The 26,987-nt window shown below is 69.1% G+C and carries 21 protein-coding genes and 1 pseudogene; 15 read left to right on the top strand and 7 right to left on the bottom strand.

Features of this window, described 5'->3' with window-relative positions:
• Positions 1-2 precede the first annotated feature (2 nt).
• Positions 3-731 (top strand): SRPBCC domain-containing protein, encoded by a 729-nt coding sequence (locus tag WT60_RS16215; RefSeq protein ID WP_060356848.1) that lies wholly within the window; start codon positions 3-5, stop codon positions 729-731.
• 243 nt (positions 732-974) lie between these two features.
• Here WT60_RS16215 and bpeR read toward each other — a convergent pair whose 3' ends face one another.
• Positions 975-1,610 (bottom strand): TetR family transcriptional regulator BpeR, encoded by a 636-nt coding sequence (bpeR, locus tag WT60_RS16210; RefSeq protein ID WP_038751633.1) that lies wholly within the window; start codon positions 1,608-1,610, stop codon positions 975-977.
• Positions 1,611-2,027: 417 nt separating this feature from the next.
• Between bpeR and bpeA the strand changes: the two genes are divergently transcribed.
• The 4 genes and pseudogenes from bpeA (at position 2,028) to WT60_RS33745 (ending at position 8,438) form a co-directional block, all read left to right on the top strand.
• Positions 2,028-3,278: an efflux RND transporter periplasmic adaptor BpeA gene (bpeA, locus tag WT60_RS16200; protein WP_059575164.1), complete on the top strand. Its 1,251-nt coding sequence runs from the start codon at positions 2,028-2,030 to the stop codon at positions 3,276-3,278.
• 15 nt (positions 3,279-3,293) lie between these two features.
• A complete protein-coding gene (bpeB, locus tag WT60_RS16195) occupies positions 3,294-6,494 on the top strand; it encodes an efflux RND transporter permease BpeB (RefSeq protein WP_038751627.1) in 3,201 nt (1,066 codons plus the stop codon).
• Between the two features lie 3 nt (positions 6,495-6,497).
• Positions 6,498-8,042 (top strand): annotated as a pseudogene (locus tag WT60_RS16190) (efflux transporter outer membrane subunit); the annotation flags it as partial.
• Positions 8,043-8,132: 90 nt separating this feature from the next.
• Positions 8,133-8,438 carry a hypothetical protein gene (locus WT60_RS33745; protein WP_145986808.1) on the top strand — a complete coding sequence of 102 codons (306 nt, stop codon included), beginning with the start codon at positions 8,133-8,135 and terminating at the stop codon, positions 8,436-8,438.
• Positions 8,439-8,535: 97 nt separating this feature from the next.
• On the opposite strand, the gene WT60_RS16180 is transcribed toward WT60_RS33745, so the two are convergent.
• Complete coding sequence (locus tag WT60_RS16180; protein WP_059643480.1) at positions 8,536-9,909, bottom strand: nucleobase:cation symporter-2 family protein; 1,374 nt, start codon at positions 9,907-9,909, stop codon at positions 8,536-8,538.
• Between the two features lie 409 nt (positions 9,910-10,318).
• Here WT60_RS16180 and WT60_RS16175 point away from each other — a divergent pair, with 409 nt between their 5' ends.
• Entirely contained in the window at positions 10,319-11,743 is a 1,425-nt protein-coding gene (locus tag WT60_RS16175) for an FGGY family carbohydrate kinase (RefSeq protein WP_060356358.1), read from the top strand.
• A 430-nt stretch (positions 11,744-12,173) separates the two neighbouring features.
• Here WT60_RS16175 and WT60_RS16170 read toward each other — a convergent pair whose 3' ends face one another.
• Entirely contained in the window at positions 12,174-13,217 is a 1,044-nt protein-coding gene (locus WT60_RS16170) for a GlxA family transcriptional regulator (protein ID WP_060356359.1), read from the bottom strand.
• A gap of 643 nt (positions 13,218-13,860) precedes the next feature.
• Between WT60_RS16170 and WT60_RS16165 the strand changes: the two genes are divergently transcribed.
• Both WT60_RS16165 and fghA read left to right on the top strand, forming a co-directional pair.
• Entirely contained in the window at positions 13,861-14,967 is a 1,107-nt protein-coding gene (locus WT60_RS16165; protein WP_038750861.1) for an S-(hydroxymethyl)glutathione dehydrogenase/class III alcohol dehydrogenase, read from the top strand.
• 284 nt (positions 14,968-15,251) lie between these two features.
• A complete protein-coding gene (gene fghA, locus WT60_RS16160) occupies positions 15,252-16,100 on the top strand; it encodes an S-formylglutathione hydrolase (protein WP_059581337.1) in 849 nt (282 codons plus the stop codon).
• A 196-nt stretch (positions 16,101-16,296) separates the two neighbouring features.
• On the opposite strand, the gene WT60_RS16155 is transcribed toward fghA, so the two are convergent.
• The 4 genes from WT60_RS16155 to WT60_RS16140 all read right to left on the bottom strand — a co-directional run bounded on the left by WT60_RS16155 (position 16,297) and on the right by WT60_RS16140 (position 19,520).
• A complete protein-coding gene (locus WT60_RS16155; protein WP_038750884.1) occupies positions 16,297-17,088 on the bottom strand; it encodes a metal ABC transporter permease in 792 nt (263 codons plus the stop codon).
• The gene (locus WT60_RS16150; protein ID WP_038750858.1) at positions 17,081-17,977 is read right to left on the bottom strand and encodes an ABC transporter ATP-binding protein; all 897 of its coding nucleotides are present in this window, start codon (positions 17,975-17,977) and stop codon (positions 17,081-17,083) included. Before WT60_RS16150 ends, WT60_RS16155 begins: the two co-directional genes overlap by 8 nt.
• A 24-nt stretch (positions 17,978-18,001) precedes the next feature.
• The gene (locus WT60_RS16145) at positions 18,002-18,973 is read right to left on the bottom strand and encodes a zinc ABC transporter substrate-binding protein (RefSeq protein WP_059581341.1); all 972 of its coding nucleotides are present in this window, start codon (positions 18,971-18,973) and stop codon (positions 18,002-18,004) included.
• Positions 18,974-19,055: 82 nt separating this feature from the next.
• The gene (locus WT60_RS16140) at positions 19,056-19,520 is read right to left on the bottom strand and encodes a Fur family transcriptional regulator (protein WP_038750855.1); all 465 of its coding nucleotides are present in this window, start codon (positions 19,518-19,520) and stop codon (positions 19,056-19,058) included.
• A gap of 286 nt (positions 19,521-19,806) precedes the next feature.
• On the opposite strand from WT60_RS16140, the gene WT60_RS16135 reads away from it, so the two are divergent.
• The 7 genes from WT60_RS16135 (at position 19,807) to WT60_RS16105 (ending at position 26,962) form a co-directional block, all read left to right on the top strand.
• Positions 19,807-20,583 (top strand): L-iditol 2-dehydrogenase, encoded by a 777-nt coding sequence (locus tag WT60_RS16135; RefSeq protein WP_060356360.1) that lies wholly within the window; start codon positions 19,807-19,809, stop codon positions 20,581-20,583.
• 4 nt (positions 20,584-20,587) lie between these two features.
• Entirely contained in the window at positions 20,588-21,544 is a 957-nt protein-coding gene (locus WT60_RS16130) for a sugar kinase (protein WP_060356361.1), read from the top strand.
• Positions 21,532-22,956 carry a D-tagatose-bisphosphate aldolase, class II, non-catalytic subunit gene (locus WT60_RS16125; protein ID WP_060356362.1) on the top strand — a complete coding sequence of 475 codons (1,425 nt, stop codon included), beginning with the start codon at positions 21,532-21,534 and terminating at the stop codon, positions 22,954-22,956. Before WT60_RS16130 ends, WT60_RS16125 begins: the two co-directional genes overlap by 13 nt.
• A gap of 50 nt (positions 22,957-23,006) precedes the next feature.
• On the top strand, positions 23,007-24,335 hold the full coding sequence (locus tag WT60_RS16120) for a sugar ABC transporter substrate-binding protein (protein WP_059581344.1): 1,329 nt from the start codon (positions 23,007-23,009) through the stop codon (positions 24,333-24,335).
• A gap of 112 nt (positions 24,336-24,447) precedes the next feature.
• On the top strand, positions 24,448-25,392 hold the full coding sequence (locus WT60_RS16115; protein WP_060356370.1) for a sugar ABC transporter permease: 945 nt from the start codon (positions 24,448-24,450) through the stop codon (positions 25,390-25,392).
• Positions 25,389-26,267: a carbohydrate ABC transporter permease gene (locus tag WT60_RS16110; protein ID WP_059581348.1), complete on the top strand. Its 879-nt coding sequence runs from the start codon at positions 25,389-25,391 to the stop codon at positions 26,265-26,267. Before WT60_RS16115 ends, WT60_RS16110 begins: the two co-directional genes overlap by 4 nt.
• The gene (locus WT60_RS16105; RefSeq protein ID WP_038750842.1) at positions 26,264-26,962 is read left to right on the top strand and encodes an HAD family phosphatase; all 699 of its coding nucleotides are present in this window, start codon (positions 26,264-26,266) and stop codon (positions 26,960-26,962) included. Before WT60_RS16110 ends, WT60_RS16105 begins: the two co-directional genes overlap by 4 nt.
• Positions 26,963-26,987: the final 25 nt, after the last annotated feature.

Here is a 26,987-nt window from a genome sequence, read left to right as displayed (position 1 = left end):
TCATGGAACTGAACGATGCGTTGTGCATTCCGCTCGCACCGTCCGTCGTCTGGGACGCGCTGCAGGATCTCGCGCTCGTGCGCGCGAGCCTCGATCATTGCGAGTCGTTTTCGCGGCTGGCGCGCGGCGAGTACGCGCTCGCGCTGACCGTGCCGCTCGGCCCGCTGCGCGCGCGCTACGACGTGCGTGCACACGTCGTCAGCGAGCGCCACGACGAGCCGGAGCACACGAGACGCACGCTGAACTTCCGGGCGCGTGCGGACGGCATCGGCGCGCTGCGCGGCCAGATCGACGTCGTGCTCGCGCCCGCCGACGATGCGCCGGACGCGATCCGCGGCGAGCCCGCGACGCGGATCGAATACGCGGTGTGGGCGACGGCGTCGGGCCCGCTCTCCGAGCTGCCGGGCCGCCAGATCCAGAATGCGCTGCACGAGCTTGCCGACGATTTCTTCACCGAGTTCTGCGAGGTCGTGCAGGCGAAGCACGGGCTCGCGCCGAACCGCGCGCGCGACGGCGCGCCGCGGCGGCAGCACGTGTTCCTGCGGCCAGCCGGGTTCACGGGCATCGCGCGCCGCGCGCATGCGCAGCATCTGGGCGGCGCGCTGACGGGGCGCGCGGCGAGCGCGCTCCACCATCGCGAATCGAACCCGGTGCCGCTGTGGGCGTGGGCCGCGATGATCTTCTTCGTCGCGCTGCTGCTGTATGTGGCGCGCTGGTTCAACGGCGGCTGAGCCTCGCCGTTTCTGACGCTTCGGCCCCGCCTCGGCCCCGCTTCGGCCGCTGCGCCGTGCCGGCGCTTCGCCGCGACGCCCAATCGGGCGCACACGGCGTTTCGCGCTGCTCGTCCGGCGCCGCGCATTTCGAGCATCTCGCGCATTTCGCGCATCTCGATTTCTCGCCCGATTCCCTTTCCGGCCCAGCGCGGCGAACGCCCGGCGCACGGCCGCTTCGTCACGCCGCGCCGCGCCGCCCGCTCAGCCGTCCTTGCGCATCGCGGGGCTCGTGCGCAGCATGTCGAAGCAGCCGTCGACGAGCTTTTCCGCGTGCCGCTCCGCATCGATCTCGCCCGGCAGCATCAGCATGTCGCGCACGAAGCCGCTCACGAGCGTGTGCAGCATCAGCGTCGCCCGCCACGTGTCGAGATCGGCCGGCAACTGGCCGTTCGCGACGCCCTGCGCGAGATCCGCTTCGATGTTGCGCAGCGCGTCGCGCATTCCTTCGCGGTTGCGCTGCAGGAGCGGCCCCATGTCCGCGACGTACTCGCACTTCATGAACAGGATGCTGAACACGCGCCGCAGCTGCGGATCGCGCGCGACGCCAAGCAGGCACCAGATCAGGATCTCGCGAATCCGGCCGAGCGGGTCGGCGTGCGGCGCGCCCGTGTCCGCCTTCAGCTCGTCGATCGGCAGCAGCACGCGGTCGAACATCGCGTCGAACAGCTCGCTCTTGCTCGCGAAGTGCCAATAGATCGCGCCGCGCGTGACGCCCGCGTGCTGGGCGATGTCGGCGAGCGACGTGTGCGACACGCCTTTTTCGAAGAAGACGTGTTCGGCGGCGTCGAGGATGCGGTCGCGCGTCGCGAGCGCCTCCTCCTTCGTGCGTCTGGCCATTCAGAAGCTCGTCATGTGCAAAGTCGAGGTCATTGCGTTAATAATAAGGGTTGCATCGCAGGCGCCGCATGCCGGTCGTCCCCGTCCGGCAGTTGTAAACCTTGGTAATTTGTAAGAAATTGTGCGGCGCATGAAGGACTTTTACATACATTCGTGAATGTATATACAATGCCAGCTTACGGCCGAATGGCTTTCGAGGCAATCAGTTAATATCCGTCTCTGCTGATTTCCCTCCTCATTGTTGTTCCGCGCGTACCGCGGTTGCTCCGCGCGGCGGCATCCCGGCACGGCAGTCACGTGCCGCTGTTGTATTCGCAGTCAAGCAATTCAGTTGTCCGATCCGCGCCGCAAGGCGCGTTCGTGTTGCGTCCCCGAGGGCCGGCACTTATTTCATCCAGTTACAAACGAGGTCGCTCCATGCGCGTCGAACGGGTTCCATACCGCTTAATCACTGTCGCGACAGCCGCCGTCTTCCTGGCCGCGTGCGGAAAAAAAGAATCGGCTCCGCCTCCTCAAACGCCGGAGGTCGGCGTCGTCACCGTGCAGCCGCAATCCGTGCCGGTGGTCTCGGAGCTGCCGGGCCGCACGAGCGCGTATCTCGTCGCGCAAGTGCGCGCGCGGGTCGACGGCATCGTGCTGCGGCGTGAGTTCACCGAGGGCGGCGACGTCAAGGCCGGCCAGCGCCTTTACAAGATCGATCCCGCGCCGTACGTCGCGCAGCTGAACAGCGCGAAGGCGACGCTCGCGAAGGCGCAGGCGAACCTCGCGACGCAGAACGCGCTCGTCGCGCGCTACAAGGTGCTCGTCGCCGCGAACGCGGTGAGCAAGCAGCAGTACGACGATGCGGTCGCCGCGCAAGGGCAGGCGGCCGCCGACGTCGGATCGGGCAAGGCGGCGGTCGACACCGCGCAGATCAACCTCGGCTACACGGACGTGGTCTCGCCGATCACGGGCCGCGTCGGGATCTCGCAGGTCACGCCGGGCGCCTACGTGCAGGCGAGCCAGGCGACGCTGATGTCGACCGTCCAGCAGCTCGATCCGGTGTACGTGGATCTCACGCAGTCGAGCCTCGACGGCCTGAAGCTGCGCCAGGACATCCAGAGCGGGCGCATCAAGACGGAAGGCCCGGGCGCGGCGAAGGTCACGCTGATCCTCGAGGACGGCAAGCCGTACTCGGAGCAGGGCAAGCTGCAGTTCAGCGACGTCACGGTCGACCAGACGACGGGCTCGGTCACGATCCGCGCGATCTTCCCGAACAAGCAGCGCGTGCTGCTGCCGGGCATGTTCGTGCGCGCGCGCATCGAAGAGGGGGTCAACGACAACGCGTTCCTCGTTCCGCAGATCGGCGTCACGCACGATCCGAAGGGCCAGGCGATCGCGATGATCGTCGACGAGAAGGGCAAGGTCGCGTCGCGCGTGCTCACGACGAGCGGCACGCAGGGCCAGAACTGGGTGGTCGAGGGCGGCCTGCAGGCGGGCGACCGCGTGATCGTGCAGGGCATCGACAAGGTGCGTCCGGGCATGTCCGTGAAGACCGCCGACGCGCAGTTGCAGGCCGCGTCGGGCGCAGCGCAAGCGGGCGCCTCGCCCGCCCAGGCCGCGGCGGCGAGCGCGGCCGCATCGGGTGCCGCGCCGTCGAGCGCGGCCGCCGCGTCGAGCGCGCAATAACAGGGGGCCTGTTTCATGGCAAAGTTTTTTATCGATCGCCCGATCTTCGCGTGGGTGATCGCCATCATCCTGATGCTGGCCGGGGTCGCGGCGATCTTCACGCTGCCGATCGCCCAGTATCCGACGATCGCGCCTCCGTCGATCCAGATCACCGCGAACTATCCGGGCGCTTCGGCGAAGACTGTCGAAGACACGGTCACGCAGGTGATCGAGCAGCAGATGAGCGGTCTCGACAACTTCCTGTACATGTCGTCGACGAGTGACGACTCGGGCAACGCGACGATCACGATCACGTTCGCGCCGGGTACGAACCCGGACATCGCGCAGGTCCAGGTGCAGAACAAGCTGTCGCTCGCGACGCCGATCCTGCCGCAGGTGGTTCAGCAGCTCGGCCTGTCGGTGACGAAGTCGAGCAGCAGCTTCCTGCTCGTGCTCGCCTTCAACTCCGAAGACGGCAGCATGAACAAGTACGACCTGGCGAACTACGTTGCGTCGCACGTGAAGGACCCGATCAGCCGGATCAACGGCGTCGGCACCGTCACGCTGTTCGGCTCGCAGTACGCGATGCGGATCTGGCTCGATCCGACGAAGCTCACGAACTACGGGCTCACGCCGGTCGACGTGACGAGCGCGATCTCCGCGCAGAACGTGCAGATCGCGGGCGGCCAGCTCGGCGGCACGCCGGCCGTGCCGGGCACCGTGCTGCAGGCGACGATCACCGAGCAGACGCTTTTGCAGACGCCCGAGCAGTTCGGCAACATCCTGCTGAAGGTGAACCAGGACGGCTCGCAGGTGCGCCTGAAGGACGTCGCGCAGATCGGCCTCGGCGGCGAAACGTACAACTTCGACACGAAGTACAACGGCCAGCCGACCGCGGCGCTCGGCATCCAGCTCGCGACGAACGCGAACGCGCTCGCGACGGCGAAGGCGGTGCGCGCGAAGATCGACGAGATGTCGTCGTACTTCCCGCATGGCCTCGTCGTCAAGTATCCGTACGACACCACGCCGTTCGTGCGCCTGTCGATCGAGGAAGTGGTGAAGACGCTGCTCGAGGGTATCGTCCTCGTGTTCCTCGTGATGTATCTGTTCCTGCAGAACCTGCGGGCGACGATCATCCCGACGATCGCCGTGCCCGTCGTGCTGCTCGGCACGTTCGCGATCATGTCGATGGTCGGCTTCTCGATCAACGTGCTGTCGATGTTCGGCCTCGTGCTCGCGATCGGCCTGCTCGTCGACGATGCGATCGTCGTCGTCGAGAACGTCGAGCGGGTGATGGCGGAAGAGGGCTTGTCGCCCAAGGAAGCGACGCGCAAGGCGATGGGCCAGATCACGGGCGCGCTCGTCGGCGTCGCGCTCGTGCTGTCCGCGGTGTTCGTGCCGGTCGCGTTCTCCGGCGGGTCGGTCGGCGCGATCTATCGCCAGTTCTCGCTGACGATCGTGTCGGCGATGGTGCTGTCCGTGCTCGTCGCGTTGATCCTGACGCCGGCGCTGTGCGCGACGATCCTCAAGCCGATCCCGCAGGGGCACCACGAGGAGAAGAAGGGCTTCTTCGGCTGGTTCAACCGAACCTTCAACGCGAGCCGCGACAAGTATCACGTCGGCGTCCACCACGTGATCAAGCGCTCGGGCCGCTGGCTCATCATCTATCTGGCGGTGATCGTCGCGGTCGGCCTGCTGTTCGTGCGTCTGCCGAAATCGTTCCTGCCCGACGAGGATCAGGGGCTCATGTTCGTGATCGTCCAGACGCCGTCGGGCTCGACGCAGGAGACGACCGCGCGCACGCTCGCGAACATTTCCGATTACCTGCTCACGCAGGAAAAGGACATCGTCGAATCCGCGTTCACGGTGAACGGCTTCAGCTTCGCGGGCCGCGGCCAGAACTCGGGCCTCGTGTTCGTCAAGCTGAAGGACTACTCGCAGCGGCAGAGCGCGAACCAGAAGGTGCAGGCGCTGATCGGCCGGATGTTCGGGCGCTATGCGGGCTACAAGGACGCGCTCGTGATTCCGTTCAACCCGCCGTCGATTCCCGAACTCGGCACGGCGGCCGGCTTCGACTTCGAGCTGACCGACAGCGCGGGTCTCGGCCACGACGCGCTGATGGCCGCGCGCAATCAGCTGCTCGGAATGGCCGCGAAGGACCCGACGCTGCAAGGCGTGCGCCCGAACGGCCTGAACGACACGCCGCAGTACAAGGTGAACATCGACCGCGAGAAGGCGAACGCGCTCGGCGTCACGGCGTCGGCGATCGACCAGACGTTCTCGATCGCCTGGGCATCGAGCTACGTGAACAACTTCCTCGATACCGACGGCCGGATCAAGAAGGTGTACGTGCAGGCCGACGCGCCGTTCCGGATGTCGCCGGAAGACCTGAACATCTGGTACGTGCGCAACGGATCGGGCGGGATGGTGCCGTTCAGCGCGTTCGCGACCGGCCACTGGACGTACGGCTCGCCGAAGCTCGAGCGCTACAACGGCATCTCGGCGATGGAAATCCAGGGCCAGGCCGCGCCGGGCAAATCGACCGGCCAGGCGATGGCGGCGATGGAAACGCTCGCGAAGAAGCTGCCGACGGGTATCGGCTATTCGTGGACGGGGCTGTCGTTCCAGGAAATCCAGTCGGGCTCGCAGGCGCCGATCCTGTATGCGATCTCGATCCTCGTCGTGTTCCTGTGTCTCGCCGCGCTGTATGAAAGCTGGTCGATTCCGTTCTCGGTGATCATGGTGGTGCCGCTCGGCGTGATCGGGGCGCTGCTCGCCGCGACGATGCGCGGGCTCGAGAACGACGTGTTCTTCCAGGTGGGGCTCTTGACGACCGTCGGCCTGTCCGCGAAGAACGCGATTCTGATCGTCGAGTTCGCGCGCGAGCTGCAGCAGACGGAGAAGATGGGGCCGATCGAGGCGGCGCTGGAGGCGTCGCGGCTGCGGCTGCGTCCGATTCTGATGACGTCGCTCGCGTTCATTCTCGGCGTGCTGCCGCTCGCGATCAGCAACGGCGCCGGCTCGGCGAGCCAGCACGCGATCGGCACGGGCGTGATCGGCGGGATGATCACGGCGACGTTCCTCGCGATCTTCATGATCCCGATGTTCTTCGTGAAGGTGCGGGCGGTGTTCAGCGGCGAGAAGGAAGACGCCGACGAAGCGCTGCGCCTCGCGCACGAGCACATGCACCGTGACGAAAAGCCGGAGCACGGCGACGACGCTGGCAAGAAGGATTAAGTGATGAAGCGAAAACATGCTTTGACTGCGCTCGCAGTCGCCCTGCTCGCGACGGGCTGCACGCTCGCGCCGCGCTACGAGCGTCCGGCCGCGCCCGTGTCGGGCGCGTTCCCGACCGACGGCGTCTACGCCGCGCAGCCGGGCGCCGCGTCCGGCGCGCGCAGCGCGAACGGCCAGTCGGCCGTCGACATCGGCTGGCGCGAGTTCTTCGTCGATCCGCGCCTGCAGCGGCTCATCGAGATCGCGCTGAGGAACAACCGCGATCTGCGCGTATCGGTGCTGAACGTCGAGGCCTCGCGCGCGCAGTATCAGATCACGCGCGCCGGCCTGTTCCCGACGCTCGACGGCACCGGCACGGGCTCGATCCAGCGCTATCCCGCCGGCGTGTCGACGACGCGCCAGCCGCTCATCTCGCGCGCCTACAACGTCGGCGTGTCCGCGTCGTGGGAGCTCGACCTGTTCGGCCGCGTGCAAAGCCTGAAGGACCAGGCGCTCGCGCAATACTTCGCGACCGCGCAGGCGCGCAAGGCCGCGGAGATCTCGCTCGTCGCGAGCGTCGCCGATCAGTACCTCTCGCTCCTGTCGACCGACGACCTGCTGCAGGTCACGGAGAACACGCTGAAGACGGCGCGCGCGTCGTACGACCTCACGAAGCTGCAGTTCGACAACGGCACCGGCTCGGAGCTCGATCTGCGGCAGGCGCAGACGGTCGTCGAGACGGCGCTCGCGAACCAGCAGGCGCAGGCGCGCGCGCGTGCGCAGGCGGTCAACGCGCTCGTGCTGCTGATCGGCGAGCCGCTGCCCGACGATCTGCCGGCCGGCCTGCCGCTCAACGCGCAGAACCTGCTGACCGACGTGCCGGCCGGGCTGCCGTCCGATCTGCTGACGCGGCGCCCCGACATCATGCAGGCCGAGGAGGCGTTGCGCGCGGCGAACGCGAACATCGGCGCGGCGCGCGCGGCGTTCTTCCCGAAGATCTCGCTGACGGCGGCGTTCGGCACCGCGAGCCCGACGCTCGGCGGCCTGTTCAAGGCCGGCACGGCGGCGTGGTCGTTCGCGCCGAGCATCGCGTTGCCGATCTTCGAGGGCGGGCAGAACATCGCGAACCTCGATCTCGCGCACGTGCAGAAGCGCATCGAGATCGCGAACTACGAGAAGGCGATCCAGAGCGCGTTCCGCGAGGTGTCGGACGGGCTCGCCGCGCGCGGCACGTACGATCAGCAGATCGCGGCGCTCGAGCGCAACGAGCACGCGCAGCAGCGCCGCTACGATCTGTCGGACCTGCGCTACAAGAACGGCGTCGACAGCTATCTGTCGGTGTTGACCGCGCAGACCGATCTGTACACGGCGCAGCAGCAGTTGATCAGCGCGCGGCTCGCGCGCTGGACGAACCTCGTCGATCTGTACCGCGCGCTGGGCGGCGGCTGGATCGAGCGCGCGGGCGACACGCCGCGCCCAGCGGATGCGCCCGTCGACTACGGACGTGCGGCGGCGCCTGCGGCGGCGTCGGCCGTGCCCGCCGCGTCCGCCGGCGCGACGACGGCCGGCTACGCGGTCGCCCGCGCCGCTCGGCGAGCGAACGCGGTTGGTTCGCCCGTCGCGCGGTGCGTGAGCGGCGACGGATGCGTCGCCGCGTGAATGAAAAAACCCCGCGTTCTTCGGAACGCGGGGTTTTTGTTTGGCGGTCGCGATCCGATTCCCGCCGCCGTCGCGCCGCGTCGTCGATGCAACGTCGGCGCGGCCGCTGCGCGCGCAAGCGGCACGCCCGTATGTTCGGTCGGCGCTTCGACTGCCGCACGCGGCGAAAACGAGAAACGCCGCGAAACGAGCCGCGTCATGAAGGCCGGATTGCTCGCGGGCTTTTCGCCGCGCGCTTCACGAAGCGGGGTAGTCGTTCGATTTGCGGCGCGCGGCGCCGTACGCCGTGCAATCGCCACGCGATGATCGGATCGAGGCCCGACTTCTGCGAGGCGATTCAACGCGCGGCGTTCGTGTTCGATTGCCTGCACGGCGGCACGGCGGCGCGCCGCGCGCCGTCGATTCAATGCAGATCGGCGGGCCTTCCGTCGAAGTCGCGGCCTGCGCGGCGGATGTCGCAGCGCGCGTCCTGTTCGCCCTTCATCCCGTTGAACACGAGATTGAGCACGACGGCCGACACCGACGCGAGCAGGATTCCGCTGTGAAGGATCGGCGCGAGCGCGGCGGGCAGCTTCGAGAAGAAGTTCGGCGACACGACGGGCACGAGGCCGAGGCCGATGCTCACCGCGACGATGAACAGATTGTGATGGTTGCGCACGAAATCGACTTTCGACAGCACCTTCACGCCGTTCGCGGCCACCATCCCGAACATCACGATGCCCGCGCCGCCGAGCACGAAGGGCGGCACCGACGCGACGAGCTGCGCCATCTTCGGAAAGAGGCCGAGCAGCACGAGGATCATGCCGCCCGTCGCGCAGACGAAGCGGCTCTTCACGCCGGTCACGCCGATCAGCCCGACGTTCTGCGAGAACGACGTGTGCGGAAACGAATTGAAGATGCCGCCGATCAGCGTGCCGAGCCCGTCGACGCGCAGGCCGCGCACGAGCGTGTCCTGATCGACGGGCCGCTCGACCATGTCGCCGACCGCGAGGAACATCCCGGTCGATTCGATGAACGTGACGAACATCACGATCACCATCGTCGCGATCGCCAACGGATCGAAATGCGGGAGTCCGAAATGGAACGGCGCGACGAAGCCGACCCACGGCGCCGCCGCGACGCCGTCGGTGTTCACGCGGCCCGCGGCGAACGCGATCGCGAAGCCGGCGACCATGCCGAGCAGCACCGAGATGTTCGCGACGAAGCCCCGGCCGAACTTGTTGATGAGGAGAATCAGCGCGAGCACGAGGAGCGACAGGCCGAGGTAGACGGGGTCGCCGTAGTTCGGATTGCCGACGCCGCCCGCCGCCCAGTTGATCCCGACTTCCATCAGCGACAGCCCGATCACCGAAATCACGGTGCCGACGACGACGGGCGGGAAGAATCGCAACAGCTTGCCGATCATCGGCGCGAGCACGATGCCGATCGCGCCCGCGGCGATCGTCGAGCCGAAGATGTCGAGGATGCCGAGGCCGGGGTTCGTGCCGATCGCGATCATCGGGCCGACGGCCGCGAACGTGCAGCCCATGATGACGGGCAGGCGGATGCCGAAGATCCACACGCCGAGCGTCTGGATCAGCGTCGCGATCCCGCACGCGAACAGGTCCGCGCTGATCAGGAATGCGATCTGGTCTTTCGGCAGCTTGAGCGCGCCGCCGACGATGAGCGGCACCGCGACGGCGCCCGCGTACATGACGAGAACGTGCTGTAGCCCGAGCGTCAGCAGCTTGCCGGAAGGCAGCAGCTCATCGCACGGATGGACCGTGTTCGATTGCATCTGTCTCACTCCATGATCTTGTTTTGAAGATGGTTCAACGTTATGCGCATTGACGAATCGCAACAAGAGCGCTGGTTTCTATTCCGTGCTTTGCTGCGTCGATATGCGCGCCGTGCGTCGGACAGCGGTGCGTTCATCACGGGGGCCTGCGGCTGGAGTGGGTGTCCCGGTTTTATCGCCGTTCAATATTGATCGGTCGACGTCGCCAAATATCGTCTGGTTTATGGTCTGTATCGGCTGGCCGGCATAGTGGCCGCGCGCGATGCGCGAAAGCCGCACTGGGTTAACCCGCGACGAGCCGCTTCCAGCCGGGTTGAACGCGCATCCGGGCCGCGGATGCCGATCGTGCGGGCGCGGCCGGGCAGGGCGGTTATCATCGGCGTCGGCTCATTCGAATCCATGTTCCGTTATGCGATTTCTCGGCATCGATCTGGGGACCGGTTCTCTCAAGCTCGCGATCGTCGACGGCGACGGCCGCGTGCGCGCGTCGTCGGGCGCCGCGTATGCGGTCGCGACGCCGCAGCCCGGCTGGGCGGAGATCGACGTCGCCGCGTGGTGGCGCGCGCTCGTCGACGCGGCCAGGCGGCTGCCCGAGCACGAGCGCGCGCAGGTGCGGGCGATCGGCTTGTCGGGGCAGATGCACGGCGTCGTGCTGGCCGACGCGTGCGGCCGCGCGCTGCGGCCCGCGATGCTGTGGCCGGACGCGCGCGCGACCGCGCTCGTCGCGCGCTGGCCCGCGTCGCCGAATCCCGTGTCGCCGGGCATGGCGGGGCCGCTTCTCGCGTGGCTCGCCGCGCACGAGCCGGATGTGCTGCGCGCCGCGCGCTGGGCGCTGCAGCCGAAGGACTGGCTGCGCGTCGCGCTGGGCGGCGACGTCGCGAGCGATCCGTCCGACGCGTGCGCGACCGCGCTCGCCGGCCCGGACGGAGACTGGGACGATGCGCTGATCGCATCGCTCGGCCTGCCGCGCGCGCTGTTCGCCGCGCCGCGTGCATCGGATGCGCGGTGCGGCGCGTTGTCGGCCGACGCGGCGCGCGCGCTCGGGCTGCCGGCAGACGTCGCGCTCGCGACGGGCGCGGGCGATACGCCGTGCGCGGCGCTCGGCAGCGGCCTCGCGCGCGACGGCGACGCGCTGCTGACGACCGGCACGGGCGGCCAGATTGTCGTGCTGACCGCGCAGGGCGCCGCGCCGCGCGCGGGCCTGCACCGTTATCGTGCGGCGGGCGGCGCGCGCTATTACACGATGGCCGCGATGCAGAACGTCGGGATCGCGCTCGAATCGGCGCGCGGCTGGCTCGTCTATCCGGATTGGCGCGCCGCGTACGACGATGCGTTCGGCGCTCACGCGGCCGCGCAGATCAGCTTCCTGCCGTACCTGACGGGCGAACGCTCGCCGTGGATGAATCCCGCCGCGCGCGGCGGCTGGCTCGGCCTGTCGCTCGGCGATTCGCGCGGCGCTTTGATGCGCGCGGCGTTCGAGGGCGTCGCGTTCGCGCTGCGCGCGGGGCTCGATGCGATCCGCGCGGACGGCTCGCCCGTGCGCGCGCTGCGGCTTGCGGGCGGCGGCTCGGTCGATCCGCGCTGGCGGCAACTGCTGGCCGACGCGCTCGACGTCGAACTGCACGCAGTCGACGGCGCGGACGCCGCCGCGCGCGGTGCGGCGCTGCTCGGCGGCGTCGCCGCGGAACACTGGCGCGCGACGGAGCTCGTCGCGCTCGGGCCGGGCGCGACATGCGTCGCCAAGCCCGGGCACGATGCCGCGCTCGCCGCACGCCATGCGCGCTTCGTCGATCTGTATCGGCGGACCGAAGCGTGGTTCGACACGGGCATTTGAATATGGCCGCCGCTGCGGCGGGCGGCGATGCCGATTCGGCCCGTGCGATGCGATCGTTGTCGTGAACGCGATGCGTTCGCCGCGTTCGCCGCGTTCGCCGCGTCGACGCGGTGCTGCGGTGCCGCGGGGAAGGCCGGGGCACCGCGGCGGCGCAGGCGTTTTTGCCGGCAGCATGCTCGGAGATCAGTGGTTCGGCACGGGCGCGCAAGCGTTGCCGGTGCGTTGCGGTTGCGGTTGCGTTGGCGGGGCGGCGACGGCGATGCCGGTCGGCGCGACACGCGCGTCGTCGTCGAATCGACGTATGCGCCGCGCGAATTGCATCGCCGCCGCGCCGCCGGCAAGACCGGACGGCGGCGGCGCGGGGCGCGCAGCCGGGAGCGGTCCGTCCGGGATTCCGGGAACCGTCGCCGCGCTCGCCGCGGCCCGCGCTTCAGTCCGTGAAGTCCGCGCCTTCGCTCGCGGCTGCGTCGCGCACGCCGGTGCCCGAGAAACGTTCGCGGTAAGCGCCGGGCGTCACGCCGAGGCGGCGCACGAACACGCGCCGCAGTTGATCGTCGGAATGGAACCCGCTGCGCACGGCGACCGTCTTGAGCGGCAGTTCCTCCTGCTCGAGCATGCGGCGCGCCTTTTCGAGCCGTGCGATTTCGATGAATTCGGCCGGGCGATAGCCGGTTTCCCGCACGAAGACGCGGATGAAGTTGCGCTCGCTCATCGCGGCGCGCTTCGCGAGCTGCGCGACGCTCAGACGCTCGCCGAGCGAATTCAGAATCCAGTCCTGAACGTCGCGGATCGACGAATGCGCGGTCATCTGGCTCGCCAGATACACGCTGAACTGCGATTGTCCGCCGGGCCGCTTCAGATAGATCACGAGATCGCGCGCGACGGCGAGCGCGATGTCGCGGCCGAGATCCTCCTCGACCATCGCGAGCGCGAGATCGAGGCCGGCCGTCACGCCCGCCGACGTCCACACGTTGCCTTCCCGCACGAAAATGGCGTCGGGTTCCACCTTCACGGCCGGATAGCGCGCCTGCAGCGTGTGGGTGACGCTCCAGTGCGTCGTCGCGCGGCGGCCGTCGAGCATCCCGGACTCGGCGAGAAAGAAGCAGCCCGAGCACAGCCCCACCATCCGGCCGATCCTGCCCGCCACGTCGCGGCACCATCCGACGAGCATCGACGTGTCGCGCAGCGCGCGCTCGATATCCCGCGCGCCGACGACGATCGCCGTGTCCGGCACGGCGAGGGTGTCGATCGCCTTGGTCGCTTCGAGCACGATGAGGGTGTCGGACTTGACCGCGCCCTTCGCGGGCGCGGCGATCTGCAGATCGTAGACGGGCGGGAGCCCGGCGGCCGCGAGCCGCGCGTTCGCGTAATCGAACACGTTGATGACGCCGACGGCCTCGATCGCCTTGAATCCCGGATAGATCACGACATCGACGGTCGTCGTGCGATGTCGGAGGGGAATTTCCGCTGCCATGCTGCTTCACCATCGACTTGCCGAGACCGCGCCGATCTTAACCCACTTCATCGGTCGGGACGATCGCTTGCCGCGCCACGCCACGCCACGCCACGCCGCGTAGCGTAGCGGCGCACGGTTGCCTCGCTCGCGATTGCCGTCGCTCGCGAGCATGTCCGGCCGGCGGGCGCGGCCGGGGCCGGCGTTGGGCGCGATGCGCGCTTCGTCCGGCGAGCATCGCCCCTTGATCGCCGGCGCGCATGCGCGGGCTGCTCGCGCGCCTTCGCCGTCTGCGGCGCTCGTCCGCGTTCATTTCGTTCGCCCGTTTTTGCGCCGTTCAGCCGTGTTGTGCCGATCACGCCGCTGACGGCCGGCCGCGCATTCGCGAGTTGGGGCGCAATCACGGGCCGCGCGTCCGGCCGGCGGGCGCGCTCGCGCTCGCGGATGCGCCGGCGGCTTTGCCGCGCGTCGCGCATTCGGCCGGCACACGCGCGCGCTCGGCCGCACGCAGGGCGGCGCGAGCGGAACGGCCGCCGCGACGGCCGCCGGGCCCTGACAACTTTCCGCCGATTCCTGCCAATTTCCCACCCGCTGCCGCCGGGCCGGCCGCGCATGCGGATACACTTTGGGGCACTCAACCCAGTTATTTCTCCGGAGAACACGCATGAAAACGAAAGCCGCGATCGCCTGGAAGGCGGGCGAACCGCTGACGATCGAAGAAGTCGATCTCGACGGTCCGCGCGCGGGCGAGGTGCTGATCGAAGTGAAGGCGACGGGCATCTGCCACACCGACTACTACACGCTGTCCGGCGCGGACCCGGAAGGCATCTTCCCGGCGATCCTCGGGCACGAGGGCGCGGGCGTCGTCGTCGACGTCGGGCCGGGCGTCGGTACAGTGAAGAAGGGCGATCACGTGATTCCGCTCTACACGCCCGAATGCCGCGAGTGCAAGTTCTGCCTGTCGCGCAAGACGAACCTGTGCCAGAAGATCCGCGCGACGCAAGGGCGCGGCCTGATGCCGGACGCGACGTCGCGCTTCTCGATCGGCGGCAAGCCGATCTTCCACTACATGGGCACGTCGACGTTCTCGAACTACATCGTCGTTCCCGAGATCGCAGTCGCGAAGGTGCGCGAGGACGCGCCGTTCGACAAGATCTGCTACATCGGCTGCGGCGTGACGACGGGCGTGGGCGCGGTGGTGTACTCGGCGAAGGTCGAGGCGGGCGCGAACGTCGTGGTGTTCGGCCTCGGCGGGATCGGCCTCAATGTGATCCAGGGCGCGAGGATGGTGGGCGCGGACAAGATCATCGGCGTCGACATCAACCCGAAGCGCGTCGAGCTCGCGAAGAAGTTCGGGATGACGCACTTCGTCAATCCGAACGAGGTCGAGAACGTGGTCGATCACATCGTGCAGCTCACGGACGGCGGCGCCGACTATTCGTTCGAATGCATCGGCAACGTGAAGGTGATGCGCCAGGCGCTCGAGTGCACGCACAAGGGCTGGGGCCAGTCTTTCATCATCGGCGTCGCGGCGGCGGGCGAGGAGATCAGCACGCGGCCGTTCCAGCTCGTGACGGGCCGCGAATGGAAGGGCTCGGCGTTCGGCGGCGCGCGTGGCCGCACCGACGTGCCGAAGATCGTCGACTGGTACATGGAAGGCAAGCTCAACATCGACGATCTGATCACGCACACGCTGCCGCTCGAGAAGATCAACGACGGCTTCGACCTGATGAAGACGGGCGAATCGATCCGCTCGGTGGTGCTGTATTGATCGCGGGCTTCGGATGGGAGCGGGCGCGGCGCACAAGTCAGCGCAGCGTCCGTTCGGCATCCGAGCGACGGCTTCGGATGGGAGCGGCGCGCGAAGCGCTGGGCTGGGGCCGACGCCGACGCGCTCCCGGCTTTGCAGGGGCCGGACCCGGCGCTCGGTCGCTCGCTTCGGCCGACGTCCGGCCGATATCCGGCCGATATCCGGCTGACATGCGCGCTGCGGCGCCAACCGCTCTGAACGGGATTGGACCCGGCGCTCGAGCGCCGGGTCGACAGGAGAGAACGATGCTTGAACTCGTTTCGTCGCATGCATGTCATGGCGGCGAGCAGCGCTTCTATCGGCACGAATCGAAGACGATCGGACTGCCGATGAAGTTCTCCGCGTACCTGCCGCCGCAGGCGGCGCACGGCCGCGTGCCGGCGCTGTTCTACCTCGCGGGGCTCACGTGCACGGAAGAGACGTTCGCGATCAAGGCGGGCGCGCAGCGTTTCGCCGCGCAGCACGGGATCGCGCTCGTTGCGCCCGATACGAGCCCGCGCGGCGCGGGCGTGCCGGGCGAGGCCGACGCGTGGGACTTCGGCGTCGGCGCGGGCTTCTACGTGAATGCGACCGAGGCGCCGTGGGCCGCGCACTGGCGGATGGATTCGTACGTCGTCGACGAGCTGCGCGAGATCGCGACGGCCGGGCTGCCGATCGACGGCGCGCGGCTCGGCATCTTCGGCCACTCGATGGGCGGCCACGGTGCGCTCGTGCTCGCGCTGCGCAATCCGCACGTGTATCGGTCGGTGTCGGCGTTCGCGCCGATCGCCGCGCCGTCGCGCTGCCCGTGGGGCGAGAAGGCGTTGTCCGGCTATCTGGGCGCCGATCGCGCAGCGTGGAAGCAGTACGACGCGAGCGAACTCGTCGCGCGCGCGGGCGCGAAGCGCTTCGACGAAGGCATCCTGATCGATCAGGGGCTCGCCGACCAGTTCCTGCCGACGCAACTGAACCCGGACGTGTTCGAAGCCGCGTGCCGCGCGGCGGGACAGCCGCTCACGCTGCGCCGCCACGAAGGCTACGACCACGGCTATTACTTCATCTCGACGTTCATCGCCGATCACATCGCGCATCACGCGCGCGTGCTGGGGCGATGAACCGATGAGCGCGCGATAAGCTCAATAAGCCCAGCCCGATCGCGCGCCGCGATGCGGCAACGAAAAGCCCGCACGGCTCGAAGGAGCGGTGCGGGCTTTTTTCATCGGCCGGGCGCGGCGCGTGACGGCACGGCAGGACACCACGCGTGACGGCACGGCGCGCGCTGCCGCGCGCGTCATCGCGCGCCGTCGCGCGTCACGCGTGACGCCGTCTTCCGACGAGGCTCGCGCCGTACACGGCCGCCGACAGCGCGGTGATCCAGAAGCTCGTCGGCCAGTCGGTGTAGTACGCGAGCGTGATGCCGAGCCATGCCTGGCCGAGCGCGAACGCGGCCGCGAGCCAGACGCCCGTCGACAGGCGCGCCGCGAGGTTTTGCGCGGCGGCGGCCGGCCCGACGAGCAGCGTGAACACGAGCAGCACGCCGACGATCTGCGTGCACGCGGCGACGGCGAGCGCGCAGATCGACAGGAACAGGATCGACACGAGCCGCAGCGACACGCCTTTCGCCTCCGCGAGCTCCGGCTGCAGCGACGCGAAGAGGAGCGGGCGCGCGATCGCCGCGAGCGCGGCGAGGCTCACGGCGCCGATCGCGGCGAGCACGACGAGCGTCGCGTGGCTCACGCCGAGCACGTTGCCGAACAGGAGCGCCGTGACCTGCGTCGCATAGCTCGTGTAGAAATGCAGGAACAGCAAGCCGCACCCGAGCGCGACGGACAGGGTCACGCCGATCGCGACGTCGCGGCCCGCGAGCCGCTCGCCGAGCGCGCCCATGCTGATGCCCGCGGCGAGCGTGAAGCCGATCATCCCCCAGATCGGCGACAGGCCGAAGAGCGCCGCGCCCGTCGCGCCGGTGAAGCCGACGTGCGACAGCGCGTGGCCCGCGAACGTCTGCCCGCGCAGCACGAGGAAATAGCCGACGACGCCCGCGAGCACGGCGACGATCCCCGCCGCCGCGAACGCGTTGATCATGAATTCGTATTCAAACATCGTGTGTGCGCCTGCCGCCGTGTGAACGCGCATGCCCGCGGCCGTGCGCGTGATCGTGGCCGTGGCCATGATCGTGGTCGTGCTCGTCCTCGTGCCCGTGATCGTGCTTCTCGACTTCGACGTCGCCCGACATCACGAAGATGCGGCCGTTCACGCGCATCACGTCGATCGGCGAGCCGTACAGGCGCGACAGCACGGGCTTCGTGATCACCTCGTCGACGGTGCCGAGCGCCGCGACGCCGTTGCCGAGATACAGCACGCGGTCGAGCGCGTTCAAGAGCGGATTGAGCTCGTGCGCGGAGAATAGCACGGTGATGCCGAGCTCGCGCTGCACGCGCCGCACGAGCTCGACGACGCCGCGCTGATGGTTCGGATCGAGGCTGATGAGCGGCTCGTCGAGCAGCAGGAGCTTCGGCGCGCCGAGCAGGCATTGCGCGAGCAGCAGGCGCTGGCGCTCGCCGCCCGACAGCTCGGACAGCGGCCGCTTCGCGAGCGCCGTCGCGCCGACGAGCTCGAGCACGCGGTCGACGTCGGCGGCGATCGCGGCGCTCGCGTGGGGCAGCCCCCAGCGATGGCCGTCCGCCGCCGTCGCGACGAAATCGCGGCCGCGCACGCGGCGTCCGGCGAGCGCGCTGCGAACCTGCGGCATGTAGCCGATCGCCGGATTGCCGCGCGCGACGGGCTCGCCCGCGACGCGAATCGAGCCGGATTGCGCGGGCACGAGGCCGAGCAGCGCGCGCATCAGCGTCGTCTTGCCCGCGCCGTTCGGCCCGAGCACGCCGACGAATTCGCCCGGCTCGACGGCGAAGCTCGCGTCGCGCAGGATCGTGCGGCCGCCGAGCGCGAGCGTCACGTGATCGAGTTCGAGCGCATGCCTGGGGTGGGTCATGTCGTGGCCGTTGCTAGACGTTCGTTACGGGCGCTGGCCGAGCGCCGCCGCGAGCGCGTCGAGCTGGGCGAGCATCCATTGCTGGAAGGTCTTGCCGGCGGGCTGCGTCTCGGTGACGCTCACGCTCGGCACGCGCGCGTCCTGCGCGAGCTTCAACATCCGCTTCGTCATCGGCTCGACCGCCTGGCTGTTGTAGATCAGCACGCGCACCTGGCGCTTCTTCAGATCGTTCTCGAACGCGGCGACGTCGGCGGGGCTCGCCTCGGTATTGTTCATCGTCGCGAGCTGGAAGCGCTGATTGCGCATGTCGAGCCCGATCGCGTCGGCCATGTAGCCGAACACGGGCTCCGTCGCGGTCACGGGCGCGCCCTTGTAGCGTGCGCGCAGCTCGGCGACCTTCGCGTCGACCGGCTTCATCGACGCGACGAACCTCGCCAGATTCGCGTCGTACTCGGCCTTGTGCGCGGGGTCCGCCGAGCCGAGCGCCGCGGCGAGCGCGCGCGCGGCGGCGGGCATCGTCGCCGGGTCATACCACAGGTGCGGGTTGTCGCCCGCCTTCCTGCCGACGAGCTCGGCGACGACGACGATCGTGCGCTTCGCGTTCTTCGACGCGGCGAGGAGCTTCGCCATCCACGGATCGTAGTCGGCGCCGTTGTAGATCACGAGGTCCGCGCGCTGCAGCTCGCGCGCGACCTTCGGGCTCGCTTCGAACAGATGCGGGTCCTGATCCGGATTGCTGAGGACGCTCGACACCGCGACGTGCGCGCCGCCGATCTGCTTCGCGACGTCGCCGTAGAAATTCTCGGCGGCGACGATCTTGACGGCCGCGTTCTGCGCGAACGCGGCGCCCGCGAACGCGAGCGCGGCGGCTCCGGCGGCGAGCGCGCGCGCCGCGCGCAGCAGCGGCGACGAGCGAAGCGTGAGCGGCGAGCGCGCCGGGCGCGATGAAGGGGCAAGCGCGCGCAGCGGCGCGCGCGACGTGGCGGCAAGGGTCATGCGGTCGATCCTCGATTCGGTTGACGAGATGAAAAGCCGGAAAAACAGCCGGAAAGCGCGGCGCAAGGACGCGGCGGACGGCTCAGCCGTGGGGCGCGTGCTTCGTCTTGCACTGCCCGCACAGGCCGGTGAGCTCGACGACCTGCCGGTGCACCTCGAAGCCGTGCGCGGGCGGGCTCGCCGACAGCTGCTTGGCGAGATCGCCGCCCGGAATCTCGACGGTCTCGCCGCATTCCTCGCAGATCAGGAACTGCCCTTCGTGCGGCTTGCTGATCTCGCAGCAGGCGATGAACGCGTTCTTCGATTCGATCCGGTGGATGAAGCCGTGCTCGACGAGAAACTCGAGCGCGCGGTAGACGGTCGTCGGCGGCACGCGGCCGCGCTGCGGCTCGAGCTCGGCGAGCAGATCGTATGCGCCGATCGGCCGGCCGGCGGCGAGCACGTGCTCGTAGACCTGCCGGCGCAGCGGCGTCCACGCGAGCCCGTGCTCGGCGGCGAACGCGTCGGCGCGGGAAAGGCGGGCGGCGAGGGAGTGGGTCGAGGCCATCGTGCGAACCGGTCGGGCGGGAGATGCGTGATGATATAACGTATCCGGGCGCGCTGCATCCCCGCGCCGCACATCCCGCCGCAACCCCTGCAAGCCTTGTCCCGTCTGGGCCGCCCGCCTCCGCGATGCGGCGGCGCATCATCGAAAGACCGATTTTCCGCCTTGACAGTGCCGGCTTCGTGGCCGATCATTCGTTCGCAATCAGAGCAAATGATCGGTTAATGAGCGAACGCTCGGTTTCGCGGCCGGCGGCGCGACGTATAACGAATCCGAATCGGAGACACCAGTGAGACTGCAGCGGAAAGTCGCGATCCTGACGGGCGCGGCAAGCGGTATCGGCGAAGCGGTGGCGCGACGCTATCTGGCAGAGGGCGCGCATTGCGTGCTCGTCGATCTGAAACCGGCCGACGGCTCCCTCGCGCGGCTCGTCGACGCGCATCCCGGCCGCGCGGTCGCCGTGCCGGCGGACGTCACGCGCCGCGACGACATCGCGCGCATCATCGCCACGGCCGTCGAGCGCTTCGGCGGCGTCGACATTCTCTTCAACAACGCGGCGCTGTTCGACATGCGCCCGCTCCTCGACGATTCGTGGGACGTGTTCGATCGCCTGTTCGCGGTCAACGTGAAGGGCATGTTCTTCCTGATGCAGGCGGTTGCGCAGCGCATGGTCGAGCAGGGGCGCGGCGGCAAGATCATCAACATGTCGTCGCAGGCGGGACGCCGCGGCGAGGCGCTCGTGTCGCACTACTGCGCGACGAAGGCCGCGGTGCTGAGCTACACGCAGTCGGCCGCGCTCGCGCTCGCCAAGCACCGGATCAACGTGAACGGGATCGCGCCCGGCGTGGTCGACACGCCGATGTGGGAGCAGGTCGACGCGCTCTTCGCGCGCTACGAGAACCGTCCGCTCGGCGAGAAGAAGCGGCTCGTCGGCGAAGCGGTGCCGCTCGGCCGGATGGGCGTGCCCGATGATCTCGCCGGCGCGGCGCTCTTTCTCGCCTCGGCGGACGCCGACTACATCACCGCCCAGACGCTGAACGTCGACGGCGGCAACTGGATGAGCTGACATCATGGCCGCGATCGTCGTCGCGGGCGAACTGCTCGCCGAATTCGTCGCCGCGAAGCGCGGCCAGGGCTTCGACGCGCCGGGCGAGTTCGCCGGCCCGTTCCCGAGCGGCGCGCCCGCGATCTTCGCCGATCAGGCGGCGCGCATGGGCGCGTCGGTCGCGTATGCGGGCTGCGTCGGCCGCGATGCGTTCGGCGACGCGATCGTCGCGCGGCTCGCGGGCCACGGCGTCGACGTCGCGCGCATTCGCCGCGCCGCGCGGCCGACCGGCATCGCGTGCGTCGCGTATCGCGCGGACGGCGGCCGGCAATTCGTATTCAGCATCGAAGGCAGCGCGAGCGCGCTGCTCGAGCCGGCCGACGTCGATGCGTCGATGTTCGCCGGCTGCCGCTATTTCCACGTGATGGGCTCGTCGCTCACGAGCGAGAACGCGATCGCCGCGGTGAAGCGCGGCGTGATCGAGGCGGCGCGCGTCGGCGCGAAGATCTCGTTCGATCCGAACGTGCGCGCCGAGATGCTCGCCTTCGAGCCGATGCGCGCGGCGCTTCACGAGCTGCTCGACGCGTGCCACCTGTTCCTGCCGAGCGAAGTCGATCTGCCGTACTTTTGCGGGCCGCAGCCCGCCGAGCGCGCGATCGCGGGGCTGCTCGCGACGTATCCGCTGCTCGAGCGCGTCGTGCTCAAGCGCGGCGCGGCGGGCAGCGCCGCGTTCGACCGCACGGGCAGCGTCGCCGCGCCCGCGTACGCGACCGCCGAAGTCGATCCGACCGGCGCGGGCGACTGTTTCGGCGGCACGTTCGTCGCCGGCGCGATCGCGGGGCTGCCGGTGGCGACCGCCCTCATGCGCGCGAACGCGGCGGGCGCGCTCGCGGTGTCGCGCATCGGGCCGATGGAGGGCAACAGCATGCCGGACGACATCGACCGTTTTCTCGCCGAGCGGGGTGTGCGATGCGCGGCGTGAACGCGATCGCGCAACGTTCGCGCGCGAGCGGCCACGTGCAGCTCTTGCGCGAGATCTTCGACGCGAACCGCGCAGGCCGCGCGAGCGGCATCTATTCGGTGTGCAGCGCGCATCGCCTCGTGCTCGAAGCGGCGCTCGAGGCGGCGCGCGCCGACGAATCGCCGCTGCTCGTCGAGGCCACCTGCAATCAGGTCAATCACCGCGGCGGCTATACCGGGATGACGCCCGCGGATTTCCGCCGCGACGTCGACTCGCTCGCGCGTGAAGCGGGCTTTCCGGCGCAGGCGCTGATTCTCGGCGGCGATCATCTCGGCCCGAATCCGTGGCGGCACCTGGCCGCGCGCGACGCGATGCGCGAGGCGCGGGCGATGGTCGCCGCGTATGTGGCCGCCGGCTTCACGAAGATTCATCTCGACGCGAGCATGGCGTGCGCGGACGACGCCGCGCCGCTGCCCGACGCGACGATCGCCGAGCGCGCCGCGCAACTGTGCGCGGCCGCCGAAGAAGCGGCGGCCGGCGCCGGCGTGTCGCCCGTCTACGTGGTCGGTACCGAAGTGCCGACGCCGGGGGGCGAGGTGAGCGCGGCGCAGACGGAAACGGCAAACGATCCGGATGACGAAGCAAATCCGCCTGCGCGCCATGCGCGCGGCGGCGCGGCGGCCGACGACGGCGCGTTCGCGCGGATCGACGTCACGCGCGCGGCGAGCGTGAGCGCCACGCTCGCCGCGCACCGCGACGCGTTCGCGCGACATGGCTTGCTGGACGCGTGGTCGCGCGTGATCGCGATCGTCGCGCAGCCGGGCGTCGACTTCGACGATCGCCGCGTGCTCGACTACGATCCGGTGCGCGCGGCCGAGCTCGGCGCGAGCGTGCTGCGCGCGCCGGGCCTCGTGTTCGAGGCGCATTCGACCGACTATCAGACGGAAGGCGCGCTCGCCGCGCTCGTGCGCGATCACTTCGCGATCCTGAAGGTTGGCCCGGCGCTGACCTTCGCGCTGCGCGAGGCGTTGTTCGCGCTCACTTACATCGAGGATGCGCTCTTCGACGACGCGTCAGAGCGCTCGCAGCTGCGCGACGTGATCGACGCGGCGATGCGCGAGCGCCCCGAATACTGGGCGCCTTACTACCGCGGCGACGCGCTCGCGCAGCGGCTCGCGCGCCAGTTCAGCTACAGTGACCGGATTCGCTATTACTGGCTGCAGCCCGCCGTCGCGGCGGCGCTCGATCGCCTGCTCGACAACCTCGCGCGCCGCGCGCCGCCCGAGACGCTCGTCGCGCAATGGCTGCCCGACGCGTACGCGGCATGCCGGCGCGGCGAGCTCGCGCGCGAGCCGGTCGCATGGGTGCGCCATCGCATCCGGGACGTGATCTCGCGCTACGCGCGCGCGTGCGCAATGCAGCAAGGCGCTTGAAGCAGCCTGCCCGATAGGCGGCAACACGAAATCAAAACAGGAGACATGCCATGCAACGAAAGCCGTTCATCGCCGCCGCCGCCCGCGTTGCCGCCGGCGCCGCGCTCGCGTCGTCGGCGCTCGCCGCGCACGCGGCGACGCTGACGATCGCGACGCTCAATAACCCGGACATGATCGAGCTGAAGAAGCTCTCGTCCGCGTTCGAGAAGGCGAACCCGGACATCCGGCTCAACTGGGTGATCCTCGAGGAGAACGTGCTGCGCCAGCGCGCGACGACGGACATCACGACGGGCAGCGGCCAGTTCGACGTGATGGCGATCGGCACGTACGAAGCGCCGCAGTGGGGCAAGCGCGGCTGGCTCGCGCCGATGACGAACCTCTCCGCCGATTACGATCTGAACGACGTGATCAAGACGGCGCGCGACTCGCTGTCGTACAACGGCCAACTGTATGCGTTGCCGTTCTACGTCGAGAGCTCGATGACGTTCTACCGCAAGGACCTGTTCGCGGCGAAGGGCCTGAAGATGCCCGAGCAGCCGACCTACGACCAGATCGCCGAATTCGCCGACAAGCTCACCGACCGCGCGAGCGGCACGTACGGAATCTGCCTGCGCGGCAAGGCGGGCTGGGGCGAGAACATGGCGTACGTGTCGACGGTCGTCAACACGTTCGGCGGCCGCTGGTTCGACGAGAACTGGAACGCGCAGCTCACGTCGCCCGAGTGGAAGAAGGCGATCAACTTCTACGTGAATCTGCTGAAGAAGAACGGGCCGCCCGGCGCGAGCTCGAACGGCTTCAACGAGAACCTGACGCTCACCGCGTCGGGCAAGTGCGCGATGTGGATCGACGCGACGGTCGCGGCGGGCATGCTGTACAACAGGCAGCAATCGCAGGTGGCGGACAAGATCGGCTTCGCGGCGGCGCCCGTGGCCGTCACGCCGAAGGGCTCGCACTGGCTGTGGGCGTGGGCGCTCGCGATCCCGAAGACATCGAAGCAGCAGGACGCGGCGAAGAAGTTCATCGCGTGGGCGACGTCGAAGCAATACGTCGAAATGGCCGGCAAGGACGAGGGCTGGGCGTCGGTGCCGCCCGGCACGCGCCAGTCGACGTATCAGCGCGCCGAGTACAAGGCCGCCGCGCCGTTCTCCGACTTCGTGCTGAAGGCGATCCAGACCGCCGATCCGAACGATCCGTCGCTGAAGAAGGTGCCGTACACGGGAGTGCAGTATGTCGGGATTCCTGAATTCCAGTCGTTCGGCACCGTCGTCGGCCAGGCGATCGCGGGCGCGGTGGCGGGGCAGATGAGCGTCGACCAGGCGCTCGCGGCGGGACAAGCCGCGGCGGATCGCGCGGTGCGCCAGGCCGGCTACCGGAAGTGAAGCGCCGCGCGCGCGGCGTGGCGCTCCTCGCGGGCGCGGCGCGCACGGCATCGCAGCAACGCGGGCGCGCGGCGGTGCGCTCGCCCGCGCATCGAAAGAGGTGGTTCCGATCATGCGTCACTTACGTCTTCCTCTCGCTCACTCGGCGCCGCTCGGCGATGCGGGGCCCGCCGCCGACGAGCGCGCGCGCGGCAAGCCGGCGCGCTGGCTCGTGACGCCGTCCGTCGCCGTGCTGTTCCTGTGGATGGCGATTCCGCTCGCGATGACGATCTGGTTCTCGCTCACGCGCTACAACCTGCTGAATCCCGACGTCAAGGGTTTCGCCGGCCTCGACAACTACCGCTTCCTCGCAACCGATCCGTCGTTCTTGCCGGCAATCTGGCACACGCTCGCGCTGATCGGCTCCGTGCTCGCGATCACGGTCGCGGGCGGCGTGCTGATGGCGGTGCTGTTCGATCGCAAGTTTTACGGGCAGGGCGTCGCGCGCCTGTTCGCGATCGCGCCGTTCTTCGTGATGCCGACGGTGTCGGCGCTCATCTGGAAGAACATGATCCTGCATCCGGTGTACGGGCTCGTCGCGCGCGCGATGCGCGCGCTCGGCATGCAGCCGATCGACTGGTTCGCGCAGTATCCGCTCGCGTCGATCGTGATGATCGTCGCGTGGCAGTGGCTGCCGTTCGCGTTCCTGATTCTGTTCACCGCGATCCAGTCGCTCGACCAGGAGCAGAAGGAGGCCGCGCGGATCGACGGCGCGGGCCCGATCGCGATGTTCTTCTACATCACGCTGCCGCACCTGAAGCGCGCGATCGCGGTCGTCGTGATGATGGAGACGATCTTCCTGCTGTCGATCTTCGCGGAAATCTACACGACGACGGGCGGCGGCCCGGGCGACACGACGACGAACCTGTCGTACCTGATCTACGCGCTCGGCCTGCAGCAGTTCGACGTCGGGCTCGCGTCGGCGGGCGGCATTCTCGCCGTCGTGCTCGCGAACGTCGTGTCGTTCTTCCTCGTGAGAATGCTCGCGCGGAATCTGAAAGGGGAGTACGAAGCATGAGCGATCTGACCGCATCGACCACACACGGCGCGTCGCGCGGCGCGGGCGGCGGGCTGCCCGCCGCGCTCGGCGCCGCGAAGCGCGCGCTGCCGGGCGTGCTCGCATGGCTCGTCGCGCTCGCGCTGTTCTTTCCGATCTTCTGGATGGCGATCACCGCGTTCAAGACCGAGCAGCAGGCGTATTCGTCCGCGCTCTTCTTCGTGCCGACGCTCGACAGCTTCCGCGAGGTATTCGCGCGCAGCAACTATTTCGCGTTCGCGTGGAACTCGGTGCTGATCTCGGCGGGCGTCACGGTGATCTGCCTGCTGCTCGCCGTGCCCGCCGCGTACGCGATGGCGTTCTTTCCGGCCAAGCGCACGCAGAAAGTGCTGCTGTGGATGCTGTCGACGAAGATGATGCCGTCCGTCGGCGTGCTCGTGCCGATCTATCTGATGTGGAAGAACGCGGGCCTGCTCGACACCGTGTCCGGGCTCGTGATCGTCTACACGCTGATCAATCTGCCGATCGCGGTGTGGATGACGTTCACGTATTTCAACGAGATCCCGAAGGACATCCTCGAGGCGGGGCGCATCGACGGCGCGTCGACGTGGCAGGAAATCGTCTATCTGCTGATGCCGATGGCGCTGCCCGGCCTCGCGTCGACCGCGCTGCTGCTCGTGATCCTGTCGTGGAACGAAGCATTCTGGAGCATTAACCTGTCGAGCTCGAACGCCGCGCCGCTCACGGTGTTCATCGCGTCGTACTCGAGCCCCGAAGGGCTCTTCTGGGCGAAGCTGTCGGCGGCGTCGCTGCTCGCCGTCGCGCCGATTCTCGTCGTCGGCTGGCTGTCGCAGAAGCAGCTCGTGCGCGGCCTCACGTTCGGGGCGGTCAAATGACGGCGCATGCGAGCGGCGCGCGCGCGCTCGTCTGCGATTGCGACGGCGTGCTGATCGACAGCGAGGCGATCGCGGCCGACGTGCTCGTGCGCGAGCTCGAGGCGCGCTGGCCGGGCGTCGCGGTGCGGCCGATCGTGATGCCGCTCCTCGGCCTGCGCACGGAGCGCGTGCTCGACAGCGCGAGCGCGCGCGCGGGCCGCGCGCTCGCCGATTCGGATGTCGAAGCGATTCGGCGCAGCGTCGAGGCGGCGGCCGTCGAGGCGCCCGTCGTCGACGGCATCGACGCGGCGCTCGCGCGAATCGATCTGACGATCGCGTGCGCGAGCAACAGCCGCCGGCATTACGTCGACGCCGCGCTGCGACGCACGGGCCTCAAGCGTTTCTTCGGCGAACGAATCTTCTGCGCGGACGGCGTCGCGCGGCCGAAGCCCGCGCCCGACGTTTATCTGGCCGCCGCGCACACGCTCGGCGTCGCGCCGTCGCGATGCCTCGTCGTCGAGGACAGCGCGACGGGCGTGACGGCCGCATCGGCGGCCGGCATGACGGTGCTCGGCTTCGTCGGCGGCGGCCACGCGTCGCCGTCGCATGTGTGCGCGCTGCGCGGCATCGGCGCGCGGCGCGTGTTCGACGACATGCGCGAGCTGCCCGGACTCGTCGCGCAGTGGGTCGAGACGGGCGCGGTCGAGCCGCATTGAACGATCGTGCCGCGCGCGCATGGCG

Source organism: Burkholderia sp. MSMB617WGS (assembly GCF_001532025.2).
GTDB classification, from domain to species: Bacteria; Pseudomonadota; Gammaproteobacteria; order Burkholderiales; family Burkholderiaceae; genus Burkholderia; species Burkholderia savannae.
The sequence above is the reverse complement of the archived record's forward strand: the minus strand, read 5'-3'. Positions and strand labels throughout refer to the sequence as shown.

Coding starts and splice junctions, on each gene's coding strand:
- WT60_RS16215 (WP_060356848.1), top strand. CDS start 3: ATGGAACTGAACGATGCGTTGTGCATTCCGCTCGCACCGTCCGTCGTC.
- bpeR (WP_038751633.1), bottom strand. CDS start 1,610: ATGGCCAGACGCACGAAGGAGGAGGCGCTCGCGACGCGCGACCGCATC.
- bpeA (WP_059575164.1), top strand. CDS start 2,028: ATGCGCGTCGAACGGGTTCCATACCGCTTAATCACTGTCGCGACAGCC.
- bpeB (WP_038751627.1), top strand. CDS start 3,294: ATGGCAAAGTTTTTTATCGATCGCCCGATCTTCGCGTGGGTGATCGCC.
- WT60_RS33745 (WP_145986808.1), top strand. CDS start 8,133: ATGAAAAAACCCCGCGTTCTTCGGAACGCGGGGTTTTTGTTTGGCGGT.
- WT60_RS16180 (WP_059643480.1), bottom strand. CDS start 9,909: ATGCAATCGAACACGGTCCATCCGTGCGATGAGCTGCTGCCTTCCGGC.
- WT60_RS16175 (WP_060356358.1), top strand. CDS start 10,319: ATGCGATTTCTCGGCATCGATCTGGGGACCGGTTCTCTCAAGCTCGCG.
- WT60_RS16170 (WP_060356359.1), bottom strand. CDS start 13,217: ATGGCAGCGGAAATTCCCCTCCGACATCGCACGACGACCGTCGATGTC.
- WT60_RS16165 (WP_038750861.1), top strand. CDS start 13,861: ATGAAAACGAAAGCCGCGATCGCCTGGAAGGCGGGCGAACCGCTGACG.
- fghA (WP_059581337.1), top strand. CDS start 15,252: ATGCTTGAACTCGTTTCGTCGCATGCATGTCATGGCGGCGAGCAGCGC.
- WT60_RS16155 (WP_038750884.1), bottom strand. CDS start 17,088: ATGTTTGAATACGAATTCATGATCAACGCGTTCGCGGCGGCGGGGATC.
- WT60_RS16150 (WP_038750858.1), bottom strand. CDS start 17,977: ATGACCCACCCCAGGCATGCGCTCGAACTCGATCACGTGACGCTCGCG.
- WT60_RS16145 (WP_059581341.1), bottom strand. CDS start 18,973: ATGACCCTTGCCGCCACGTCGCGCGCGCCGCTGCGCGCGCTTGCCCCT.
- WT60_RS16140 (WP_038750855.1), bottom strand. CDS start 19,520: ATGGCCTCGACCCACTCCCTCGCCGCCCGCCTTTCCCGCGCCGACGCG.
- WT60_RS16130 (WP_060356361.1), top strand. CDS start 20,588: ATGGCCGCGATCGTCGTCGCGGGCGAACTGCTCGCCGAATTCGTCGCC.
- WT60_RS16125 (WP_060356362.1), top strand. CDS start 21,532: ATGCGCGGCGTGAACGCGATCGCGCAACGTTCGCGCGCGAGCGGCCAC.
- WT60_RS16120 (WP_059581344.1), top strand. CDS start 23,007: ATGCAACGAAAGCCGTTCATCGCCGCCGCCGCCCGCGTTGCCGCCGGC.
- WT60_RS16115 (WP_060356370.1), top strand. CDS start 24,448: ATGCGTCACTTACGTCTTCCTCTCGCTCACTCGGCGCCGCTCGGCGAT.
- WT60_RS16110 (WP_059581348.1), top strand. CDS start 25,389: ATGAGCGATCTGACCGCATCGACCACACACGGCGCGTCGCGCGGCGCG.
- WT60_RS16105 (WP_038750842.1), top strand. CDS start 26,264: ATGACGGCGCATGCGAGCGGCGCGCGCGCGCTCGTCTGCGATTGCGAC.